The organism is Microvirga subterranea, from assembly GCF_003350535.1.
In the GTDB taxonomy this organism is placed as follows: domain Bacteria; phylum Pseudomonadota; class Alphaproteobacteria; order Rhizobiales; family Beijerinckiaceae; genus Microvirga; species Microvirga subterranea.
Genome location: NZ_QQBB01000005.1, coordinates 51,442 through 75,123, shown reverse-complemented (window position 1 = coordinate 75,123; position 23,682 = coordinate 51,442). Strand labels below are relative to the sequence as shown.

19 protein-coding genes are annotated in these 23,682 nt (G+C 56.4%); 13 read left to right on the top strand and 6 right to left on the bottom strand.

Annotated elements, in window-relative coordinates:
• Positions 1–739 precede the first annotated feature (739 nt).
• The 10 genes from DES45_RS13635 to DES45_RS26340 all read left to right on the top strand — a co-directional run bounded on the left by DES45_RS13635 (position 740) and on the right by DES45_RS26340 (position 10,676).
• Positions 740–2,029, top strand: a complete 1,290-nt coding sequence (locus DES45_RS13635; RefSeq protein WP_170151493.1) for an FkbM family methyltransferase — start codon at positions 740–742, stop codon at positions 2,027–2,029.
• Positions 2,026–2,652 carry an acetyltransferase gene (locus DES45_RS13630; protein ID WP_114770575.1) on the top strand — a complete coding sequence of 209 codons (627 nt, stop codon included), beginning with the start codon at positions 2,026–2,028 and terminating at the stop codon, positions 2,650–2,652. The genes DES45_RS13635 and DES45_RS13630 overlap by 4 nt, the downstream gene beginning before the upstream one ends.
• A 16-nt stretch (positions 2,653–2,668) precedes the next feature.
• Positions 2,669–3,769, top strand: coding sequence for a DegT/DnrJ/EryC1/StrS family aminotransferase (locus DES45_RS13625; RefSeq protein ID WP_114770574.1), 1,101 nt, complete (start codon positions 2,669–2,671; stop codon positions 3,767–3,769).
• 3 nt (positions 3,770–3,772) lie between these two features.
• A complete protein-coding gene (locus DES45_RS13620) occupies positions 3,773–4,807 on the top strand; it encodes a glycosyltransferase family 4 protein (protein ID WP_114770573.1) in 1,035 nt (344 codons plus the stop codon).
• The gene (locus DES45_RS13615) at positions 4,804–5,841 is read left to right on the top strand and encodes a glycosyltransferase family 4 protein (RefSeq protein WP_114770572.1); all 1,038 of its coding nucleotides are present in this window, start codon (positions 4,804–4,806) and stop codon (positions 5,839–5,841) included. Before DES45_RS13620 ends, DES45_RS13615 begins: the two co-directional genes overlap by 4 nt.
• On the top strand, positions 5,838–7,178 hold the full coding sequence (locus DES45_RS13610; RefSeq protein ID WP_170151492.1) for a glycosyltransferase: 1,341 nt from the start codon (positions 5,838–5,840) through the stop codon (positions 7,176–7,178). The genes DES45_RS13615 and DES45_RS13610 overlap by 4 nt, the downstream gene beginning before the upstream one ends.
• Before the next feature lie 91 nt (positions 7,179–7,269).
• Positions 7,270–8,370, top strand: coding sequence for a DegT/DnrJ/EryC1/StrS family aminotransferase (locus DES45_RS13605; protein WP_210210216.1), 1,101 nt, complete (start codon positions 7,270–7,272; stop codon positions 8,368–8,370).
• A gap of 4 nt (positions 8,371–8,374) precedes the next feature.
• On the top strand, positions 8,375–9,358 hold the full coding sequence (locus DES45_RS13600) for a glycosyltransferase family 2 protein (protein ID WP_114770569.1): 984 nt from the start codon (positions 8,375–8,377) through the stop codon (positions 9,356–9,358).
• Positions 9,355–10,308, top strand: coding sequence for a WxcM-like domain-containing protein (locus tag DES45_RS26065; RefSeq protein ID WP_210210215.1), 954 nt, complete (start codon positions 9,355–9,357; stop codon positions 10,306–10,308). The genes DES45_RS13600 and DES45_RS26065 overlap by 4 nt, the downstream gene beginning before the upstream one ends.
• On the top strand, positions 10,305–10,676 hold the full coding sequence (locus DES45_RS26340; protein ID WP_114770567.1) for a GtrA family protein: 372 nt from the start codon (positions 10,305–10,307) through the stop codon (positions 10,674–10,676). The genes DES45_RS26065 and DES45_RS26340 overlap by 4 nt, the downstream gene beginning before the upstream one ends.
• Before the next feature lie 81 nt (positions 10,677–10,757).
• Here DES45_RS26340 and DES45_RS13585 read toward each other — a convergent pair whose 3' ends face one another.
• The 6 genes from DES45_RS13585 to gmd all read right to left on the bottom strand — a co-directional run bounded on the left by DES45_RS13585 (position 10,758) and on the right by gmd (position 20,205).
• Positions 10,758–11,510 (bottom strand): ABC transporter ATP-binding protein, encoded by a 753-nt coding sequence (locus tag DES45_RS13585; protein WP_114770566.1) that lies wholly within the window; start codon positions 11,508–11,510, stop codon positions 10,758–10,760.
• Between the two features lie 9 nt (positions 11,511–11,519).
• On the bottom strand, positions 11,520–12,380 hold the full coding sequence (locus DES45_RS13580; protein ID WP_114770565.1) for an ABC transporter permease: 861 nt from the start codon (positions 12,378–12,380) through the stop codon (positions 11,520–11,522).
• Between the two features lie 464 nt (positions 12,381–12,844).
• A complete protein-coding gene (locus tag DES45_RS13575) occupies positions 12,845–14,122 on the bottom strand; it encodes a glycosyltransferase family 4 protein (protein WP_114770564.1) in 1,278 nt (425 codons plus the stop codon).
• The gene (locus tag DES45_RS13570; RefSeq protein WP_114770563.1) at positions 14,119–17,955 is read right to left on the bottom strand and encodes a glycosyltransferase; all 3,837 of its coding nucleotides are present in this window, start codon (positions 17,953–17,955) and stop codon (positions 14,119–14,121) included. Before DES45_RS13570 ends, DES45_RS13575 begins: the two co-directional genes overlap by 4 nt.
• A gap of 278 nt (positions 17,956–18,233) precedes the next feature.
• A complete protein-coding gene (locus tag DES45_RS13565) occupies positions 18,234–19,193 on the bottom strand; it encodes a GDP-mannose 4,6-dehydratase (RefSeq protein WP_114770562.1) in 960 nt (319 codons plus the stop codon).
• 19 nt (positions 19,194–19,212) lie between these two features.
• Positions 19,213–20,205 carry a GDP-mannose 4,6-dehydratase gene (gmd, locus tag DES45_RS13560; protein ID WP_114770561.1) on the bottom strand — a complete coding sequence of 331 codons (993 nt, stop codon included), beginning with the start codon at positions 20,203–20,205 and terminating at the stop codon, positions 19,213–19,215.
• 590 nt (positions 20,206–20,795) lie between these two features.
• On the opposite strand from gmd, the gene DES45_RS13555 reads away from it, so the two are divergent.
• The 3 genes from DES45_RS13555 (at position 20,796) to DES45_RS13545 (ending at position 23,480) form a co-directional block, all read left to right on the top strand.
• Positions 20,796–21,854, top strand: coding sequence for a glycosyltransferase family 2 protein (locus DES45_RS13555; protein ID WP_114770560.1), 1,059 nt, complete (start codon positions 20,796–20,798; stop codon positions 21,852–21,854).
• Positions 21,855–21,957: 103 nt separating this feature from the next.
• Positions 21,958–22,599: a class I SAM-dependent methyltransferase gene (locus tag DES45_RS13550; RefSeq protein ID WP_114770559.1), complete on the top strand. Its 642-nt coding sequence runs from the start codon at positions 21,958–21,960 to the stop codon at positions 22,597–22,599.
• Between the two features lie 17 nt (positions 22,600–22,616).
• Positions 22,617–23,480 carry a hypothetical protein gene (locus tag DES45_RS13545; protein WP_114770558.1) on the top strand — a complete coding sequence of 288 codons (864 nt, stop codon included), beginning with the start codon at positions 22,617–22,619 and terminating at the stop codon, positions 23,478–23,480.
• The last annotated feature ends 202 nt before the right edge of the window (positions 23,481–23,682 follow it).

Below are 23,682 nucleotides of genomic sequence, written 5' to 3'. Positions count from 1 at the left end.
AACGCTTATGAGCACCAACTGACCAACGCCAACTTCCACGGAGGCTTGGGTCGGAACACATTCCAGCTCCTGGGCGGTGCCATATTTGACTTTAATAGCCTCGCCCGCTTCACAAACTTCGAGCAGATCTATGGGCAATTTCCCTGAAGCAAGACTGGTCCAAGATTGTTACTTATGATGATTAAGTCCGATCCGTTCGGCCCCCGGTTGAGCAATATGAGGCTGAGGGGCTACAACATCGTCCCCGCAGCTCGGCAGGACCTGGACCTACTGGAGAGGGAATATTGGCTCACAGCGAACAGACCGGCATCGACGAGCCAAAGATCAGAATGACAAGTGAGCCATTATAGAAAGAACAGAGATTATAGATCCAATCCTCGATTATTTTCTATGATAATACGTTAGTCCGACCAACGACGCAATATTATACTAATATTATACTAGGCGACCGGACCCGCCTCGTATACATGCCGCCATTAACGAAACTTAGTTTCAAATCCCATGGTGTTGACACACATCACGGTCTGCCCGAAGAACCGTGGGACAGCGCCACATAGGCATGCAAGGAATAAAAAAATCCGTCTGGACCGGTGGACTTATTTGGTTATAACGGCACGCCGCGAGGTTGGACAGCCTAATGCATAACATACATCGACATGGGATTGATATAAGCACTGCCTTTGCGTCAGGGGCCAAGCGGCTGGCCAGTTCTTCTACGCCTAAGGCAGGACCTGAGCCCATGCATAAGGTGGAACCTGAACCCGTTCCGATCCAGAACGATGACGCACCTCCACATTTGGAAGAGGTTCAGCCGGCCGTCCTCCAAGTTGATTGCGCCGCTCCTCCTGGCTACACGCAACCGCTCAAGGCCACTCCAGGCGGGACAGCCATACCGATCAAAAAACTCCTGCGGCCATTTGCTCGAGCCATATTCAATGCGATTAGACCTCTTGCTCGACCAGTAGCCTTCAGGTCGCGGGCCTACCTCACGGCTGAGATGATGAAGGAGGTAGAAACAGTCCAAACTCTGATGCAGCGAGAAGCCATAGCTCTTGAGAAGATGGAGCAGACGATCGAACGCTCGTTCATCGCCACACTCCAAGAGCTCAGGGCGACGCGGGCATCCACGCATGTATCCTTAGAGAAGGAAGTTCAGAGCGCATCCGCAGAGCTGATGCATCGCCTTGAGGTTCTTGAGCAAAATACCTCTGCCGTTTTGCGAAAAACCACCATCAGTTGCAGCAACGATGAAACTATGGTTCGCACCGAACTAGGATACGTCCTCTGCTCTGCCTCTGATCACGCATTGCTAATACAACTGATTGAGACAGGGGAACTAGAGCCAGGGACACGCAAGCTCATCCAGCGCCTCCTTGTGCCTGGCGATGTGTTCGTCGATGTCGGGGCGAATGTGGGCTTACACATCCTGGCTGCCGCCCGGGCAATGAACGGTCGAGGTAAAATTATTGCCTTTGAGCCGTTTGAGCCCACCAAAATCCTGCTCGAAAAGACCATTTTCATGAACGGGTTCTCGGCGGTTGCGAGTGTTCATCACGCTGCTGTTTCAGATCAAAAGGGCTCGAGAGAGCTCTTTCTCGGCGAGACCAGCGGCCATCACTCCCTGTTCGGCCCTGTCAGTCCAAGCAAATCCACTTTACGAACTGTCACTGTACCAACCGTAAGACTGACGGATGTTATCGGAAAGAATGAAGTAGTGACGATGCTCAAAATTGACGTGGAGGGGGCTGAACTTGATGTCCTTGAAGGTTCAAAGCCCATCATCGAAAACAACCCCAATATTGGCCTTATCGTTGAATTTGGCAATTCTCACCTCCGTCGCCGCGGTCACAGGTCCCGAGATTGGTTACGTGCCTTTACGGATCTCGGCCTAAGCTATCGCGCGATTAACGAACAAACCGGAGAACTCCAACGATGGTCTGTGGAGCAATTAGAGGCCACTGACTCCGTCAACCTCTTCTTCTCGTCTCCAACTTCAAGTACCTGGGCAAAAGCTGGGGCCAACTCATGAGGCATGGAATTGTTGTCGTAGGTGCGGGAGGGCACGCTAAGGTGTGCGTCGAACTCCTTCAAGCGATGGGAGAGAAAGTCGCATACTGCGTTGGCGGGGTTGACAGCCCAGATATGTGCGTTGGCATTCCTGTTCTAAAAGGCGACGCCCACCTTGAGAGCCTACGGCAAGTAGGTTATTCGCGTCTGTTTGTTGCCATTGGCTCCAACTCACTCCGAGCGCGTCTGTCTGCCGTTGCCACTGACCAAGGCTATCAACTGATGAATGCAATCAGCCCGCATGCCGTCATTTCCCCAAGCGCCCGCTTAGGCGCTGGAATTGCGGTTATGGCTGGCGCAATTATCAATGCTGAGGCCGAGATTGATGATCTTGCAATTATCAACACTGGCGCGACGGTGGATCATGACTGCAAGATCGGCAAGGCTGCCCATATCGCACCTCAGACAAGCCTCGCCGGCAATGTAACCATCGGCGCACTTAGCTTCCTTGGGGTCGGATGCAAAGTGATCCCTGGCATTCAGATTGGTGAGCAGGCGACCGTCGGAGCTGGCGGGGTTGTAATTTCTAACATCTGTGACGGGGCGACCGTGGTTGGCGTTCCTGCACGCACCATCAAACAATAAACCGGAAACCAAAGAAATGAACCGCATCTCCGTCGCACAGCCTAAGCTAGCTGGAAACGAAAAAAACTACGTACTTGAATGCCTCGATACGAACTGGATCTCATCAAACGGCAAGTATATCGGCGCGTTCGAGGAGAGCTTTGCGAAATTCTGTGGCGTCAAGCATGCAATTGCGGCGAATAATGGTACGACCGCGCTTCATCTGGCGCTCGTTGCCTTAGATCTCAAGCCTGGCGATGAGGTCATCATCCCAACCGTGACATATATTGCTACAGCGAACGCTGTCCGTTATTGCGGCGCGACTCCTGTACTGGTGGATGTATGTCAGGAAACCATGAACATCGACCCACGTGAGATTGAGAGGAAGATCACTCCCAAAACCCGCGGTATCATTCCTGTCCATCTTTATGGACATCCTGCGGACATGGATCCAATCAATGAGATCGCCCAAACGCATCAACTTTGGGTACTCGAGGATGCCGCGGAGGCTCACGGGGCCGAAGTGCGCGGCCGCCGTGTTGGTAGCCTCGGCACCTGCGCTACATTCAGCTTCTTTGGCAACAAGATTATCACCACCGGTGAAGGTGGTATGGTAACCACAAACGACGACGATTTGGCAGCGCGGCTCAGGCTGTTCCGCGGACAGGGCATGGATCCCAATCGGCGTTACTGGTTTCCGGTCATCGGCTACAACTACCGCATGACGAACATCCAGGCAGCCATCGGTTTGGCTCAGATGGAAGGGATCGACAAGGCCCTGTCGGATCGCGAGACCCTGGCCGGGTGGTACAACGAAGCTCTGGCAGGGTTGCAGAACGAAATTGTCCTTCCCCAGCAGGCCCCTTGGGCAAAGCAAGTTTATTGGATGTACAATATCTTCCTTAGAGATGGTGATGGGACTAAACGTGACGCCGTTATGCGTCACCTTGATGAGATGGGAATCGAAACAAGGCCCGTCTTTTACCCAATGCATGTGCTTCCGCCTTATCACGAAGAGACAGCTTATCCCGTTGCAGATCTCTGGGCACAGCGAGGCATCAACCTGCCGACCCATCAGGATCTAACCCGGGCGGACGTTCAGAGAATTGCGGACAGTCTCAAGCGCGCGCTGGCATAGCAGATGAAGATTGCCCTGTGTTCGTCCTTCGTCCCATTCGTCCACGGCGGGGCAAGGAACATCGTCGATTGGCTGCATCCACTGCTGCAAGAGGCCGGGCATCAGGTAGAGACAATCTACCTGCCCGAAGTCGATGTCCCCGACCTCTTGTTTCAGCAGATGGCTGCATTTCGCTGGATTGACTTGACATCGGCCGACCGCATCATTTGCTTCCGCCCCCAAGCGCATCATATCCCGCACCCTCACAAGGTTCTGTGGTTCATCCATCATATCCGAGCGTTCTATGATCTATGGGATAGTCCATATCGTGGGTTCCCGGATGACGCGAAGCACAGGGGAATTCGCGACGCCCTTCACGCAGCGGACACCGCTGCCTTGAACGAGGCAAAGCACGTCTTCACCAACTCGCAAGCCGTATCGAACCGCCTCAAAGCCTTCAACAATATCAGTAGCGAGGTTCTATATCCTCCCGTCATCCAGCCTGAGCGCTTCCATTGCCGAGGGTTTAATGATGAGGTTGTCTACATTTGCCGGCTCGAGAATCACAAGCGACAGCACTTGCTCGTTGATGCGATGCGCTTTACCCGGACGCCAGTGCGCCTTCGATTGTGCGGTACAAGTGCTGGCCAAGCTTATCCAAGGGATCTGCGCGAACAGATCTCAACCTTTGGTCTCGCGGACACCGTGACTCTCGAAGATCGTTGGATCAGCGAAGAGGAAAAGATCGCATACTTGGCCGATTGTCTTGCTGCCGCCTATCTTCCGCTCGATGAAGACTCGTATGGCTACCCGAGCATCGAAGCAAGCCACGCAGGAAAGCCAATTGTCACAACCTCCGATTCCGGCGGCGTGCTCGAACTCGTTCACGACGGATACAACGGTTACGTGGCTGAACCGACACCAGAGGCTATTGCAGAAGCACTCGACCGCCTCTACACGGACCGAACCGTCACGGCAGTGATGGGAAGAAACGCCCATGCGCGTCTGAAAGAACTCAACATTTCATGGACGCACGTCCTTGATAGGCTCTTGGCATGAAAGTTCTTATAGTCAATAACATGGCACCATTTATTTGGGGCGGTGCCGAGGAACTTGCCGCTCATCTTCAGAAGAATCTGATCGTCGCTGGCCATGAAGCCGAAGTGCTGAGAATTCCGTTTCAGTGGGAACCTGCAACGCGAATTCCATCTCAGATGCTGATGGCTCGCTCTTTTGAATTGTGGAATGTCGATCGTGTGATCGCGCTGAAGTTCCCGGCCTACTTGATCCGGCACCCACATAAGACCCTGTGGCTTTTGCACCAGTACCGCCAGGCTTACGATCTCTTTGATGCCGGCCATACGAATTTGCCTGAAGGGCAGATTGGTACCGATATTCAGCGCCTGATCCAGAATGCCGACAACGAGACGTTCGCAGAATGCCGAAGGATATATACCAATTCAGAGATTACTCGGCAGCGACTGTATACCTATAACGGCTTTAACGCCGAGGTCCTTCTTCCTCCAATCAATGACCCCGAAATCTTCAATGGCGGAAACACTGGAAGCTACATTTTCGCTGGGGGGAGAGTAAATGGAATGAAGCGCCAACATCTGTTGCTCGAAGCCCTCAGCCAGTGCGACAGAAGCGTGAAACTTATCATTGCAGGTCCACCCGATACGCCTGATGACGCCAAAACTCTGCACCAAGTTGTAGAACAGCACGGGCTCAAAGATCGAGTGAAGCTCGATTTGCGGTTCTTGCCTCGCCAAGTCTACGCGGACTACGTCAATGGCTCGGCCGCTGTCGCCTATCTACCATTTGACGAAGACTCGCTCGGATACGTTGCCATGGAAGCCGCGACAGCCGGCAAAGCGCTTATTACGACCACCGATAGCGGTGGCGTGCTGGGATTAGTTGACCATAAAGCAACGGGATGGGTGGCGGAGCCGACCGCTGCGTCTTTGGCTGCGGTTATGAACGCCGTTGGGCACGACCGTGCGCGTACTAAACAGTATGGAATTGCCGCCAAAGAAAAATGGCTTGGTTTCCACATCAATTGGCCGAGCACCGTAGAGGCGCTCCTAAGATGAAGCTTCTCGTATTCACTCCAGCGCTCAAAGCTTCCGCAATTGGCCGGATGACGAGCCTCGTTACACGGGAACTGGTCTCCTCAGGACACGAGGTTGCTGTTGTTCGTACAGAAGCTCAGCAATACCTCACCAGCGCAACGCACAACTTTAATGCGGAACTCGTTCCTTGGACTGATGGGCCGTCGATCGTTGACCTCGCACGGCATGCGGACGCACTAGTCTATCAAGTCGGTGATAACTACGATTTTCACCGAGGCGTCGTTGAATGGCTCCCGCACTACCCAGGTCTAGTCTGTCTACACGACTTCTTCCTCGGTCACCTGTTCTACGGTTGGGCGCAGTCTCATCGCATGCAGGCTGAGGCAACGCTACGAGCTTGGTACGGGAATGACGTAGCCTCACGCTTCTTCGGCTATTCAACGAGCGATGCCTTCATCGAAGGGACACGCGAGGCATCTCCGATGACTGAGTGGATTGGCTCAATGGCTTATGGGGTGATTACGCACAGCAACTGGGGAATCGAACGTGTCGTTAACTCCTGTCCGGGGCCGGTCGAAGTTGTTCCACTCGCATACAACATTATTGCGCCCCTTGGTTCAGAGAGCATCGAAACAAGATCAACTGCGGTTGCGCCTCGGTTCGAGCTTCTGACAATTGGACATGTCAACAGCAATAAGCGAGCCAGGAGTGTCATTCAGGCGATCGGTAACAGCGGAACTCTCCGTGAGAAGATGTCCTACCGGCTGATTGGGCATATACAACCTGAGACCAAAGCCGACTTGCTGGCCCTGGCAGAACGTTGCCAAGTAAATGTCGTGATCTCTGGCGAAGTCCGCGATGAAATCCTCGCAAAAGCCATCAGGGATGCGGACGTGGTGAGTTGTCTACGTTGGCCGACACTTGAAGCCGCGTCAGCATCCGCGATCGAGGCGATGCTGTTTGGCAAACCTATCATTGTCACGAATGCAGGCTTCTATAGCGAGATCCCGGACACCTGTGTCGTGAAGATTGATCCGCACGATGAGGTCAACAGCATCCAGTCCGCGCTTGAGCTCCTCTTGAGCGACCAACAAAGAAGACAGTTACTGGCCCAGGCTGCCAGAAGCTGGGCCAGTCAAACATTTTGTCCGCAGAACTATGCAGCGAGACTGCTCGATATGGCCTGTTCCACCAGTAAAGCCCGACCAGCCTTGGCCGCGATTGACCAACTAATGCGGATATCTCAACGGTGGGGCGGGTCCGCTGAGATCCTCGCGCTGGAAGACACTGTTCGACCCTTGGCTATTCTCAGCTCCCTCGATCAGTCGGAGCCCTCATCCTTGGATGTCATTATCTGATAAACAAGGAATCGGGTGCGCTCCGACATGCTGGTTGAGCCTCGGACGAAAGGTCGCTAGCAATAATCTACAAGCTTCTGGACATCAAACTGTGACAATACATATCGGAATCAATAATCTGCGCCGCCACGCCGAGTCGACAAACGCCGCCGTCCGCGAAGCAGTGGATCGGGTCCTCGGAAGCGGCTGGTATATACTCGGTCGCGAAAACGATGCCCTTGAGGAGGAGTTTGCCTCATTCTGCGGTGCAAACCACTGTGTAGGCGTGGCAAACGGGACTGATGCGATCGAACTTGGTCTACGCGCTTTATCAGTTGAGCGCGGCAGCCGGGTCGTGACGGTCGCGAATGCCGGCTACTATACACTTACGGCACTTAGTGCAATTGGCGCCGTCCCGGTCTTCGCCGACGTTGACGAAACCAGTCGTCTGATGTCGATCGATCATCTGGGCGAGATCATCGCACAGGGCGGGATCGACGCCGTCGTGATCACTCACCTTTTTGGCCTCTTGCACGACATGGACGCTATTTTGCGCATCACGGAGCCGGCAGGGGTGCCAGTATTCGAAGACTGTGCGCAAGCTCACGGCGCTTCCCGCACGGGCCGCCGTGCCGGCAGCTTCGGTGCAGCGGCAAGCTTCAGCTTCTATCCTACGAAGAACCTCGGAGCTCTTGGCGATGCAGGAGCCGTGGTGACCCAAAGCGATGACACGGCCAGGAAAGTCCGACAGCTGCGCCAGTATGGATGGAAATCAAAGTATGAAGTCGAGAGCCCGCATGCGCGCAACAGCCGCCTCGACGAAATCCAGGCTGCGATCCTTCGTTCCAAGCTTCCATCCCTCAATGACTGGAACACACGACGTCGCGAGATTGCAACACGATACTCGACCGAGATCCACCATCCGCGGGTCAGTTGCCCTCCCGTATACGGAGAGGAGTACGTCGCACACCTGTACGTTATAGCATGTGACGATCGGCAGTCCTTGCGAGCTCACCTCTCCGCCATGGGGATTGGGACCGATGTTCACTACCCGATCCCAGATTATCGACAACTTCCCCTTGTCGGCAGCTTCGCCGATTTCGCTCTCCCGGTTACCGAAAAGCTTGCACACCGGATCCTGACGCTTCCTTGCTACCCAGAGCTTCAAGACGAAGAGATTTCTCACATAATCGACTCGATCAATCGATGGTGAGCGAATGTACTCGGTCATCATCCCTGTCTACCGCAATGCGGAGTTCGTGCCGGATCTCATCAGCGAGTTCTCGCGGATCAGCCGGATCATACGCGAGCGTTTTCAACTTGAGACCGAGTTTGTCTTCGTTGTTGACGCAAGCCCGGACGACAGTTTCGAACTCTTGGAGAAGGGATTGGCGCACGCGCCATTCCGTTCACAGCTCATTCTCCATGCGCGCAATTTTGGATCTTTCGCCGCCATTCGGACGGGGTTGAGGGCCGCGCATGGCGACTTTTTCGGCGTCATTGCGGCCGATCTGCAGGAGCCCCCCGAACTCCTCATCGAGTTCCTTGATAGGCTTTATAGCGACGCCGCGGACATCGTGGTGGGCGTTCGGGAGGGCCGCGATGATCCTCCATTGTCGCGTTTATCAGCAAACATCTTCTGGTCGGCCTATCGCCGCTTGATCGTGCGCGATATTCCAGCTGGAGGAGTTGACGTGTTTGGCTGTAATCGCCGGATCCGCGACGAGCTTCTCACCCTTGAGGAGGCGAACAGCTCTCTCGTCGGCCTTGTCTACTGGCTTGGTTTTAGGCGCACCGAAGTACAATATCGCCGGCGGGCCCGGGCCTATGGTAAGAGTGCCTGGACACTGAGCAAGAAGATCACCTACCTGCTCGATAGCATTTTCGCGTTCACTGACCTGCCCATCAGGATCCTCACGATCTTAGGCGTTATCGGGATCGTCGCAGCAGCGGTGTTGGCGGTCAGTGTGATCATCCTGCGCCTGATCGGTGAGATCGAGATCGCTGGCTATACTACGACGATCGTCGTCATCACGTTCTTTGGCGCTCTCAACACGCTAGGGCTCGGTCTGATCGGGGCCTATGCGTGGCGAGCATACGAGAATACGAAGCGGCGCCCTCTCGCCCTCGTACGGACGGCTCGGGTGTTTGCAGGGACTAATGTTCCATCATTGTCAGAAGTTCGGAGTGTCCAGTCGTGACCGAAGCCTTCATTCATCCCAATGCAATTTGCGAAGCCATGTCGGTAGGTCCGGGGACGCGTATCTGGGCCTTCGCTCATGTCCTCCCGGGTGCCCGTCTCGGCGTCGAGTGTAACATCTGCGACGGGGTCTTCATCGAAAACGATGTCGTAATCGGGGACAGAGTGACCATCAAGTGTGGCGTCCAACTCTGGGACGGCATTTCAGTCGAAGATGATGTATTCATCGGTCCGAATGCGACATTTACGAACGACCGATTCCCTCGCAGCAAAGTGTACCCCGACGCATTCGCCCGCACGATCGTCCGGCAAGGCGCCTCAATCGGAGCTAACGCGACCATCCTGCCAGGGATTGAGATCGGCGTAGGTGCTATGGTTGGCGCGGGTGCTGTCGTTACTCGCTCGGTGCCTCCTAATGCGATTGTCGTCGGTAACCCGGCTCGCATTAAGGGCTATGTCACCGACACAGACGGACCAAACGTTTCCCCCTCCCCTGAGTCCTTCGATGAGGCGCTCGCCTCCACTCCGCTGAAGGTGGGGCGCTCAAGCCTCCACACGCTGAGGATCGCGAAAGATATGCGCGGTGAACTGTCTGTGGGCGAGTTTGGCGCCCAAATCCCGTTCACGCCTGAACGGTACTTCCTCGTCTACAATGTGCCCGGTCGTGAGGTTCGCGGCGAACACGCGCATAAACAGTGCGAACAGTTTCTCGTGTGTGTTCGAGGATCGTGCAATGTTCTCCTCGACGACGGCGAAAGACGTACCGAAGTCACGCTCGATAAGCCCAATCTGGGCCTCTACATGCCGCCCATGATTTGGGGAACTCAGTACCGTTACTCGCCAGACGCCGTTCTGCTCGTATTCGCCTCCCACCGTTACGATCCGGATGACTACATTCGGTCCTACGATCAGTTCCGACTGGCCGTTAACACGGCAGCTGATTCGCGGTGAAGGTATTACAGAAACAATTTGTCCGGTTCGTGATCGGCGGTGCAGTGAACACCGCCGTTACTTTTGCGGCATACTTGCTACTAGAGCCTATTCTGTCACCCCGCGCTGCATACACGCTGGTCTATGTGTTCGGCATATGTCTATCTTATATGATCAACACATATTTCGTGTTTCACACCCAACGTACCATTCGTTCAGGACTTCAATATCCTGTGGTGTACGTGGCACAGTACTTCATCGGTCTGGTAGTTCTTTCCTTGCTTACCCACATGGCTATCGATAGTCGCGTTGCGATGGCACTCGTGATTATAACCAGCTTGCCAATTACCTTTCTACTCACTCGCTTCGTTTTGAAACAGTCTCGTTGAAGCTTGGGTACGACTGGCGCGAGCCTGTCTCACGATACAGGTCCGCTGCGAAGACTTCTGCGAAAGCAATGATCCGGCCCCTTAAGCGACAGATTCAGTTCCGCTATGCTGCTCGAGGATATCGCCCAATGACCCGGCGGCGACTATCTGCCCCCCATTCATGAGAACAGCTTTGTTACAGTAGCGCTTCAGCATCGCCGGATCATGGGAGGCCAAGACGAGGATGCTGGAATTCTCCATAACCTGTTCCATCCGACTTTCAGCCTTATCAGCAAAGTTCGCGTCGCCGACACTGATCATCTCATCCAGAAGCAGGATGTCTGGCTGTACGGCCGTTGACACTGCAAAAGCCAGCCGCAACGTCATACCGGTCGAGTAAGTCCGCATGGGGAGTTCCAGGAAGCCGCCGAGCTCGGTGAATTCCTCGACCGCAGGTGTCAGCTCCGCGATCTCCTGAAAGGTCATGCCGAGAAAGATTCCGCGCAGGGTGATGTTCTCCCGACCGGTGAGTTCCGGATCCATGCCCATGGTCATATCCAACAGGGACGAGACCGTGCCGTTGATTTGAGCGACTCCTCGACTCGGTTCGTAGGCCCCGGCCAGAACCCGCAACAGGGTAGATTTACCCGCCCCGTTATGGCCGACCAAGCCGAGGCGGTCCCCGGACCGGAGTTCGAGATTGATGTCCCGCAGAGCCTCGACAGTGACGATTTCGCCGTCGTGACTATCAATATGTCCGCCGACCCGGCGCAGGACGTTTGCCTTCAGAGACCGGCCACGCGCATTATAAATTGGAAAGTCGACGCCGACATTGCGCAACGTTATGGAAGTCATACTCGGTCCTCAGAGCCAATAAACGATTCTCTGCCGGAAGCGGCGGAACAGCACCCAAGCGATGAGTGCCGAGACGCCAATGGTTGCCGCGGCAGATGTATAGGTTATTGCCCCCGGCAACCGGCCCAGCAACGGCTCCGAGACCATCTGCAGAAAGGCGGCGAACGGATTGATGATAACCCAGTGCCGTACGCTTTCATCGAGCAGATCGACCTGCCACGCCACCGGCGAGACGAAGAAGGCCACCTGCACGAAATTTTGGATAATCTGAGGGAGATCGCGGAAGCGCGTACAAAGAATGGCGCAGACCAAGCCGCCTAGGAACCCCACTACGGCGATCAGCACCAATCCCCCGAGAGCGGCAAACCACGTCCATGCCGGAGAAACACCGAAGATTAGGAAGATTACAGGCAGAACAACGATGTTGTGCCCAAATGACACAAAGTTGCGCACCAAAATGCGAAGAATGAAGGTTGATTTCGGCAGTGCCTGTTGCCGCAAAAACCCTTCAGCTTGAATGAAGGCACTCGTGCTGTCGATGATAATGCCCGAGATCAAAGTCCAGGTTATGTAAGTCGTTGCCAGATATGGAATATATTTTTCGATCGGCTGCTTGAACAGAGCAGAATACACTGTCCCGATTGCAGCAATGAATATGGCAACGCTTAGTGTAATCCAGAACTGCCCAAGGCGAGAACGACGGTAGCGTTGCCGGATGTCGCCAATGCCAAGGAGCCACCAGACGCGCCAGCTCTGGAATCCTTGAATGATGTCGATCCAAGCACGTCGGCTCAGCCCCGGACCATTAGCGGTTTCATCCTTTGCTTGCGCTACGATCGGGGCAGACACAGTTTGCTTAATTGATGCCATGTGCGCCAATGAGTTTCCAACAATTTGATAACAGCAACGCCGAGCCTTAACCGATGCGAAACATTCTCGCTACCCCCACCGGGAACCAAGCCGTCTGTGTGATCGCGAAATGGCAGTAACCACACAGACGCTCCGAAGGCTCCATTTCGTGGCGTGCGATACATGTTTAGACAAGAACATATGCCGCATCATGTATGAAGGACACGCCAAGGTCCTACCAGAGGCAAGCGCTGACCGCCCTCCCCGGGACCCGAACGGCGCGGAACTCATAGCGCCCAGCGGGAGTCGAAGCAAGGTGCCACCGAGGCCGAAGCGGAAGCAGAAAGATCCCATTCGGCTACTGACCCGACTGTTACGCAGAAAAATTCGCGCCGATATGCCAGATGCTCAGCATTGGGGGCCAGGCGCCTGGACGTCTGCTCTCCAAGCGGGCGCCTCCCCTGCAGGAGATCACGAATGATCGGTCAACTGATAATCTCAGGCTTAGACGAACTGACTTCGATTGATTTGGGCTGCCACAGAATGCTTTCGACCACCTGCCGAGCGTACCGCGAGGGAAGAAAGTACCTGGCTGCATGCGCAGCCGCAGCGGCTCCTAGCCTCTGCCGCAAGACAGGGTCCGAGCGGAGCATTCGGAGCGCCGCAGCCGCCTCTCCTACATCAGCCTCTGCCCATAGCAGTTCGCTATCAGTATATTTTCCTTGAGGATCTTTAACTGGAACCAGCTCAAAGCTGACCGGCACGCCCGTCTCCGGCGTCAGAAAATCCACGCTTCCGGACCAGGCGGTTGCAACGACAGGCAGGCCCCGCATCATCCCCTCAGCAATCGGAAGACCGAGACCTTCGGCTCGGTGCAGGGATATGACTACGTCCGTTCGTTTATACAGCGCACTCATTCCGCTTTCATCTAGGACATCCCCAATCAACTCGATGTTCCCGGCACCGCCCGCCGCCTCCTCCAACAGGCGAACTCCTTCGGGCCAGGCGAATGCATTCATGTACTTGACAATGAGGCGTGCAGAGGGGTCGTCGCCGAACGCTTGGCGAAATGCCGCAATCGCCGCGCAGGGGTTCTTGCGCGCGAAGCTCGATGCGACGTTGAAGATCACTGATACCGTGAACGGCCGCTCCTGAGAGAAACGTAATCGAGGATCTCCGGTCCAGATCAAAGGATAGGGAACGACGTGCAGCGGTCGCCCACGCGCGATTGGGCGAACGGCATCACGGACGAAAGTGGTGTTCACGCAAATCTCGTGGAGGAACGGAATGGCGGGAGACCAGTCCTCCGGTAGCCGCGGCAACTCCCAGAACCAATGTGCAATGAAGTGCTTGTGGCGTACGAAAGCCCGGCCGAGTTGCCCCATTGCTAAGGGCACGAGGGGCCCGCTGACGTGCAGGAAGACGGTGCCTTCTCCCAGCAGATGGCGACCATCGGCATAGTCGAAGTCGGTGTGGTTTACCTCGTGCATCAACTTTGCTGTCAGATCCACGCCGTAAACCGGCAGCCCAGCCGCTTTCAGCGCGTCGTGGCAAGCACGCGCCGCCGCTCCCAGACCGGACGCGTGGCGGAGCATGCCAATGATGATGATTGGCGCCTTGGCCTTTGCCGTGGAAGTGGGCCGCGGCGCCCACCAGAATGCTAGGCGAAAGAGAACGGCCCGCCGAGCCTTGTGGGGCAGCCGACGCCACAGATGCAGATGGACAAATGTCAGAGCCGATCTGAACATGATTCCAGCAGTCATGCGGATCTTCTGATCCCGTCTCCGGCAGCCTGAGCAGGAACGAACTTTCCGTGCGTGCCAATCCGGCTCTCACTGCCGTCGAGCAGGATTGCCTTGAGGCGCTTGACATTCTCAGCCCAGGTCAGCCACGGCATGGCGTCTGATTTCGGATGTTCACCTTTGGCATACAACTCGAGCCAGTTCGTCACGACCTTGGCCAGAGCCTCGGAATCCTGACTGCCGAAGTAGCTGGCATAGGCGCCTGCAACCTCTCGAAACACCGGAATATCGCGCGCCAGTATAGGAATGCCGTGCCGAGCTGCCTCAATGAGTGGCAGACCAAATCCTTCGTCCTCCGACGCGGCGATCAAGCACACACAGTCCGCATAGACCTTCTCCAGATACTCGTCGCTGATACCCTCAAGCCAAAAGAGCCGCTTTCCCAATTCGGGATGATGGCGCAACCGCTGCACGATTGTCGGGATAGTCCGTCGTTGCTCGGGTGGCTCTGACTTCCAGCCCTCGGCTCCTACGATTACGAGATTAATGTCAAGGCCGGCCTGCCATAGGTAGTCAAACGCAGCGAGCGTCTGCAGATGCCCTTTTCTCGGCTCAACGGTACCGACCATCAGGAAACTCGGGCGCAGGTTCAACTGCTCCAAGACGGAGTGCGCGTCCGCTGGCATACCCATCGTCGGCGCAGATGCGGCAATGTCGGCGCCGAGATGCAATGCGACAATTTCCAGTTTTTCCAGTACTTCGGGCCTCTTGGCCTGCAGCCACCGGCTGGTTTCGTCGGCAACGGCGTGGGAGATGCAAATGAGACGGTCGGCATTGTCTGCGACCTTCAACAACCATTGTGCATGAATGTCGCTGAACCGGTCCGGAAAGAATTGAGGCCATGTGAGCGGCAGGACATCATACACCATAAATGTGACCCGGACGCCCCGTGCGCGCCAATCGGCGTAGAGCCCCACTTCCGCAGCGCGAATGACTCCATCGGTCCAAAAGTCGGGCATGTAGAAGACATCGCCGTCCGCAACATCCACCGGATCATCTTCCAAAACATCTTCTGGCAGACCAAGAAGCCTTAGAGTGTAGCGTCTTGCATAGCGGTAATGCCAATGCCCGTTAGTCTCCCCAAACCAAACTGGCTCCACTCGAAATCCTACCGGTGGATTGTTCAGGAGGGCAAGGAGCTGGGAGCGGACGACGCGCTGGATCCCGGTCTTGAAATCCGCGCGCGCGAGAATCGAGACATCGACTAACAGCTGACGGATACCGCCCGTCTGGAGTGGGTTCTCCCGTGCCAGCTTCCGTGCAATCTCAAGCCATCGCTCATCGTCCGGAGGCGCCGCAACGAGAGAGGCATGTTCCGCAAGAGCACGCACATCCGTTGTAGCTGGGGCCCGTCTGGAAATCGTTTCGATCGCGTCGCGGTAGCGAAGGGCAACCTGATGCGGCGAATGCTGCCCCGCCACGCGGCGGGCCTCATCGCTGAGAGTCTGCCGGCTACCGGGCTCGTTGCGCAGAGTCGTGATCGCGTGCGCCAGATCTTCGACGGAGAGCTCGTCCGGCAGCATGTGCACGCTGCCTCCGGGCAATTCTACCATCGAACCGTTGGCATTCACGATGGTCGGAACCCCATAAGCTAGGCAGTCGAACACGGCCGCCGATGTCTCGCCTCGCGAGTGCGCACGCAGCTGCACCGCAATGTCCGCCGCCTGCAGATACTGCCGGTAGGTCTCAAGCGGCACAAATCCGGTGATCCGAACACGGCTCTTGGCCGGTGACGCGTTAATGGCCCGGCGCAACTGTTCGCAGTATAGATCGTTCTGGCTGTCCTGGCCAACGAAGATGAGATGGCAATTGCCCTCACCAGCCATGGGGGTCTTGAGCCACGCTTCGAGGAGATGCAGGTTCAGCTTAGTCTCGCCGAGGATCCCGAATGAGCAGATCACGAAGTCAGTTGAGCCGAAGCCCAAGGCTTTCCGGGCGGCTTCCCGGTCAATGGCTTCGGGCAGGCGCCGCGGGAATGGAACAATCATCCAGTCTCTCGTAATGCTCTTCCCATAATGGCCCTCTGCCAGTTGTCGGGAATAGCTGCTGTGGACGATGACACCCTGCGCTCTCTGCAGCAATGACAGGTTCACCGGGCAGTTGTTGACGACCTCAAGTTCCTTTGCCGGGTCGAATCTGTCTCGAAGGACTTGGTATCCATGTGAGTGGTACAGCGCGCTTGCCCAGAACCCGCTGACCCCGCCATACAGCTCCAAGTGGGCGATAAGGCCGCCGAGATAGTAGTCATGCAGAACCACGACCCCAGGATACCGATCAAGCAGGCGGAACATGTGGTCATGGAACAAGGAGTTTCCGAACTGATAGACGATCCGGTCATAGCTGTGAGCATGCCGCTCGAACCAAACGAGATCACGGACCGTGCAATTGGCCTTGATCCAAGGATCGGAGAGCTCCTTCTGCGCAATGATAACGTCGATGGCGTAGTGCCGGACGAGTTCGGGCAGCAGCTCCGCACTGTAGTCAGCAATGCCCGATTGCTCGGGCGGCAACGGCGACACATAGGCGAGACGCGGCTTATCGCGGTTGGACGTTCTGGTGGAAGGATGCGATTGGTCCAGATTGCTGCGGGCTCTCATCAGCCGCTGATAGACCAAACGGACAGATAGCGGCTCGGTTGACAGATCGAGCAGACCATCTTCCGGCACTCGCTTTTGCGACATGAAGCTCATGGCCCGCTGATGATAAGCCATTAGACGCAGGCGGTTGTTGATGTGCGGGAAGCGTGCCGCGCTCCTCTTGGCGAGAGCCGACAGGGAAGGCCGCTTTAGGACCTGTTGGATGAGACCAACGACGACCGTTCGGGCCAACCGGCGCAGGCGGGAGCCCGGCTTGAGCGATGTCCATGCCCTTGCGTGATGCAGGCTCGATACAGCTGCACGTTCTACAGAACGCAGAGGCGCAGCGACCGCCCACGCGTACGAGTTGCAAATCTCGGCAAGCTGCTGCTCCAACACAGCCACCCGGCGATTGAGCGTCTTCTCCTGACTGAGAGCGAAACGTGCACGCTCCTCCATCCCAGCGACCTGCTGGTTGAGCCGGGTGATCTCATCCTTCGCATGGTCAAGCCTCAGGCGCAGGCTGGCTGCAAAGGGCGATGTCTCGCCGAGTTCAAAACCGTCGAATACATTGGGGCCTATGCCGAAGCTCGCTTTCAGCTCGGGATGCGAAGTGCTGACGTAGAAGCGGCTCAGACCATCAAAATAAACAAACTCGTAACCCAGAGCCAAAAGTTGCGGTTCCCAAGCCATTCGTGCGGACGCGGGTGTGTTGGGCCTCGTACTTTCGACAACAACAATCCAGGGACGGACAGATGACGGTAGCCAGCTCCTGACCACCTGTTCCTCAGCACCCTTGCCGTCAACCTTGAGCCAATGAACATGCTGACCACTGAAGGCATCCAGTACCTGCGAAAGTGGCAAGCAGGGGACCTCAACAGATCGGACACTGAAGCCGTTGGCCTCGTACTGCACGGCCATTGCGGGGTCAGTAGTATACAAGCCCGCTTCAGGGATTTCGAAGGACCGGACTCGTCCCTCCCCCAGAGCAATGGTCGCTTCAATGACCCGTTCATCCGGCCGAGCTTTGCGAAGCTGCTCTGCATAAGTAGCCACCGGCTCCACATGGACGCCACGCCATCCCATCTTGTAGAATGCAAGGCTTATGGAGCCAGCTATAGGATCTTGCGCCCCAATGTCGATGTAGGTGCCGCGACTTACATGCTTCAATGCGCGCCATAGAATAACATCCTCAAGATTCTGCGCATAAGAGGTCATGGTCAAGGCGGTATTCCATCTGCCGTCGACTGCTGGGCTAAACCAGTTCAAAGAAAACGAAACACTGTTTATCGGCACTAGTACGATCGATGCAACAAGAATTTCTGGTCAGAAATCACCAAAGATATGCTAGGACCAGCCTCTCGGTTGAGACCTGCCCGACAATCATTGAGAGTCGACAGTTATTGGGAGACTGGAGCACTTTCGCCCGTACATTGAGTTCTAGCCGCCGGAGCCTAGGTCAACGCACAAGAATATTAAGTGATTGAGGCATTCTGTCAGCCAAGTTCACCGATTCGAGCGCGGCAGTCTTCCAAGACAGTCGCAAGCGTCTCATCAAGCGTGTATTTCGGAGCCCAGCCGAGCCTCTGGCGCAATCGACTCGAATCGCCGATGATGCGCGGGAGATCGCTGGGCCGAAGGCGAGCTGGATCCTGCTCGACCGAGATACTGACGCGACTATGCCTAAGGAAGTGCTCCAAGATATCGCCGATGCGTTGTGGCACTCCTGAAGCAATGTTGAGGATTGGGGCCGGCTCGTGCAGTGCCTCAGCAGATTGAAGCGCTAGAACATAGGCATCAACCACATCACGGACGTCGAGAAAGTCACGCTCCGCATCGAGATTGCCGACATGGATCACCGGCGCTGCAAGCCCGGCCTCAATCTGCGCAATTTGCATGGCGAAGGCTGGAATGACAAAAGCACCGGACTGCCCGGCTCCAGTGTGATTGAAGGGACGGAAGCGAATGCATTTCAGGCCGCGGCGCGTCAACGCGCCAAGAGCGAGATCGGCTGCTGCCTTCGTCACAGCATATTCATCGACTGGAACAAGCAGTGCATTCTCGTCGAGAGGTAAGCCCGACTTAGCGCTTTCGCCATAGACGAGCCCCGAACCTGCATTGAGCAACCAGCAATCTGGTGCTTTATCCAGAATAGCCCCGGCTAGGTTAAGGACGCCGTGAACGTGCACCTGCCATGCGGCCATCGGATTGGCTGACGCGACTGCTGGCACCGCCAAACCGGCCAAATTGATTATATGGGTAGGGTTATAACGGTCAATCATTGACGTAACGGCAGCCACGTCCGTTATGTCCATCGCTGTAACAGAGCCAAGGATCGGGTGTTCTCCCGATGTCGTCCCAGTTGGCACAACGTTAGCCTCATCACAGACACGCCGAAGGGCTTGCGCAAGGTAGCCCCCCACGAAGCCTCCAGCGCCTGTGATGAGAATCCGCATCTCGAATGGACCGATCGGCTCAGAGATGCTCGTGGGTCTTCAGGCGAGCGAGATCGGCCTCGACCATTTCAGCAACCAAGTCCTCGAGGCTCGTCTCGGCCATCCACCCGAGCTTCGCCTTTGCCTTAGCCGGGTTGCCGAGCAGAACATCGACCTCCGCCGGGCGGAGGAACCGCTCGTCGACCGTGACGTGGTCTTCCATATTCAGCCCGACATGGGCGAAGGCCAGTCGGCAGAAATCTCGGACCGAGACGGTGCGGCCGGTCGCAACCACGTAGTCATCGGGCGTGTCCTGCTGGAGCATCAGCCACATGGCCTTGACGTAGTCGCGGGCATGACCCCAGTCCCGGGTGGCATCGAGATTGCCGAGAGCGACCTTGTCCTGGAGACCGAGCTTGATCCGCGCGGCGGCATCCGTGATCTTGCGGGTCACGAACTCGATCCCACGCAGGGGAGACTCGTGATTGAAGAGAATGCCGCTCGAGGCATGCAGGCCAAAGCTCTCGCGGTAATTCACCGTCATCCAGTGGGCGTAGAGTTTGGCGGCGGCATACGGGGAGCGTGGATAGAACGGCGTCGTCTCCGACTGGACCGGCTCCTGGATCAGCCCATACATCTCCGAGGAAGAGGCCTGATAGAAGCGCGCTTCGGGGGCGACGAGTCGGACCGCCTCGAGCATGTTCGCGGCGCCGAGGCCGGTCACGGTTCCGGTCAGGAGCGGCTGCTGCCATGAGGACTTCACGAAGGACTGCGCGGCGAGGTTGTAGACCTCGGTCGGACGAACCTCGTTCAGCACACGGATAAGGCCGGATAGATCGGTGAGATTGCCGTCGTGAAGAACAATCTTACCGGCGACTCCAATCCATTTCAGGCGGGAATCGACGACATCCGCCGAAGCACTGCGGCGCAGCAGGCCGTGGACCTCATAGCCCTTGTCGAGCAGAAGCTTGGAAAGGTAGGCACCATCCTGACCGGTCACGCCGGTGATCAGGGCCTTCTTCGACGTCGTCATTCAGTTAGTCTCCGATTTTATGACCTAAAGCGCCGTGACCATAAAACCGACGCCACGATGGTTTTACTCAGGGACCAACCGGGTTGCGCAGGCTCACCGATCAGTCCATCAGGATACTGGATCGGGTCTGGAACAGCTTCCGGCGGGCTCGTTGGGGCTTGCACATACCGTGCAGATTCAGCCCCTGTCAACGACCCACCCTTTGGGCACCCTGGCCAAAAGGCCTGACCTTCTAGACCGTCATCCTGCGATCCCGGCCTGCCTAGACCACTGCATTGTCGCAGGCCGAGAGATGGATAGCTCAGCCGACCCAAATGCGGGCTGACGCCTAGGTTGCTGCGCAGATCAGCCTATCGATGGAACAGACCAAAGCAGCGGGTAACACGGCCATGCGCGGCTTCGCTGCAATTAGGTGTTGACCGATCCCCTCGCAATGTCTACGGCGTTTGTTAACAATGGAACATTCGAACACTGTTTCAAATGTCGAATAGATCCCTTGAGAAGCTCAACTAGTTCCAGTAATTCGCAACTGGCATGACGTTTAACGTTATATATCTTCTTTACACTGCTGCCGACGGGGGTTGTAGACCGTGAAGCTGATTATCCAAATCCCCTGCTATAATGAGGCTGGGACACTTGCGATTGCGCTGGCCGCACTCCCACGGCAGGTTCCCGGGTTTGACACCGTCGAATGGCTGGTGATCGACGACGGCAGCGTTGACGACACGGCCCGCATCGCCCTTGAGAACGGTGTCGATCATGTGGTTCGCCACAGCCGCAATCAGGGACTTGCCCGCGGCTTCATGACGGGTCTGGAAGCGTGCCTTGAGCGCGGAGCAGATGTCATCGTCAACACCGATGCCGACAACCAGTACAATGCGGGTGACATTCCTGCTCTCGTGAGCCCGATCCTTCAGCACAAGGCCGATATTGTGGTTGGCGCACGCCCGATCGACACGATCGAGCATTTCTCGCCGGCCAAGAAATTCCTGCAAAAACTGGGCAGTTGGGTCGTTCGTGTGGTCAGCCGCACGAGCATCCCCGATGCCCCCAGCGGTTTTCGGGCCATGAGCCGAGCGGCCGCACAACGACTGGTTGTGTTCAGCGACTATACGTACACGCTTGAGACAATCATCCAAGCGGGGCAGAAGAACATGGCGATCATGTCCGTTCCCGTCCGCGTCAACGAGGATCTGCGCCCGTCGCGTCTCCTGAAGAGCATTCCATCTTACATCCAGCGGTCCATCGGAACGATGGTCCGCATCTTCGTCATCTACAGACCCTTCCGCTTCTTTGGCGTTCTTGGTGCCACTCTGTTCTTTCTGGGTTTCCTGATCGGCCTCCGGTTTCTTTTCTATTTTCTCAACGGCAATGGCGACGGCCACGTCCAATCGCTCATCTTGGCCTCCGTGCTGCTTGGCATGGGCTTCCAAACCATTCTCGTCGCGTTTTTGGCCGATCTTTTGGCGGCGAACAGGAAACTCCTCGAGGACATCCGCGTAACGGTCAAGCGTGCCCCAACCGATATGGGCCATAACACGGTCTATCTTGAAGACATGACGATGCGTGAGCCAGCTTCTCTCCCGGGCCACCGCGTGCGCGCGCAGAATGTCGACAAGAGTCTAGAGGACGTGGCGGCCAGCCGCTAAAAGGGCGCGATCTGCAGCTCTAGCTCTATAGCCCGGGCTCGGACCGTAGAGCACATAGTTGGGGTTAATTCGCCAGGATTGAGGGTTCGAGAAAGGTAAGCCGATGAGCGTAAAGATTGCCGGTGGTGCCGAAGAAAGCGGAATTGTTATTGGCAATACATTTGACAAATACGGCTCACGGAACCCGATCGTCCAATGGATGACGGGGCGCTTCGAAGCAGCATTGTCAGACCTCGTTGCCGTCGCGGCCCCAACAGCGATCCACGAGGTCGGCTGCGGCGAAGGCTATTGGGTGTTGCGCTGGAATGAAAAAGGTATCGCCGCCCGCGGAAGCGATTTTTCCACGCGCGTGATCGAGATGGCCCGCGAGAACGCCTCGGAGCGAGGCTTGTCGCCGGAGTTGTTTGAGGTGCAAAGCATATATGACCTTGAACCAGGCCGCGATAGAGCCGACCTTGTCGTTTGCTGCGAGGTTCTAGAGCACTTGGAACGCCCTGAAGCCGGACTGCAGGCCCTGCAGCGGGTCGTTGGACGCCATCTAATCGTGAGTGTCCCTCGCGAGCCGTTATGGCGCGTCCTTAACGTGGCACGGGGAAAATACATCCCGGACCTGGGCAATACTCCCGGACACGTTCAACACTGGTCAAGAACAGGTTTTGTGAATCTCGTCTCCAAGTACTTCGAGGTCGTCAAGATCAGGAGTCCCCTCCCCTGGACCATGCTGTTGTGCCGCCCTCGTCAGTGAGGAATGCTTCGTCTGGCATGAAAAAGTACCTGCATTGGGCCGGTAGCGCTCTCGCTGCGATCGGCATCCTGTTCGTTGTGATTCGCCTGCGCGGCTATAGCGGCCAGATTAACTTCAAGGACTTCGATCGCGAGATCTGGTGGGTCATAGGGTCTTGCGCAGTCGTCTATGGCCTCTCGAATGTTATGCTAGCTCTTGCCTGGTGGAATTTACTTGGCCAGTTTGGGACAGCCACGTCACGCCTCTGGGCGATTGGAGCCTACGGCATCACCCAACTCGCTAAGTATGTTCCAGGCAACATCTTCCATCTCGCGGGCCGGCAGGCTGTTGGGATGGCTGCGGGTCTACCTGGATGGTCCCTTGCGAAATCATCCATATGGGAACTGGCGCTTATCGCGTCTGCAGGATCGCTTTTCGGGTCGCTAGCACTCCCTCTGATGTTGCCCGCGCTACCACTTGAACTCGGGGCCATTGTTTTTGCATTGGCACTCATTGTGGGTGCTGTGGCCCTCAGAGCCTGCCTCGGTCCGGCGGCAGTATGGGCTTTCGGCTGGTATGTTGGCTTCCTTGGCATTTCAGGGATGCTGTTCGTTTGTTTGGTCGGCGTCACGTTCCCAGTTGGAGTTGAATCCAGCGCAAACTGGATCATGCTTTGCGGCGCCTACGTCTTGGCTTGGCTTGCCGGCCTGCTTACTCCTGGCGCACCTGCGGGAGTGGGGGTGCGGGAGATTGTACTAATCTTCCTGCTGAACGGGCTGATCGGTGAGAGTGAGTTGTTGCTCGCTGTCGTTCTAGGGAGGGTCGTGACGGTGGTCGGCGATTTGCTCTTCTTTGTGATCGCTTCACTGCAACGTAAAAGTCACCCGGTTGAGGTCAAGTGACATCTTGCCCGGTGGCGCGCGTTCGCCATCCCGGTGACGGGTCGAGCAGTCCGACTGTGCTTTGTGCCTATCGGAGACCGGAGACAGCCTCTCATTGGCCTAATGGGATGCTGACCATCTATGAACACAAGAGACCGCGCCTCCGAACGCGCGGGCATTCGCGTTGGATCTCGGGCTGCAAAGTCCTCACTGATTGCAGGCC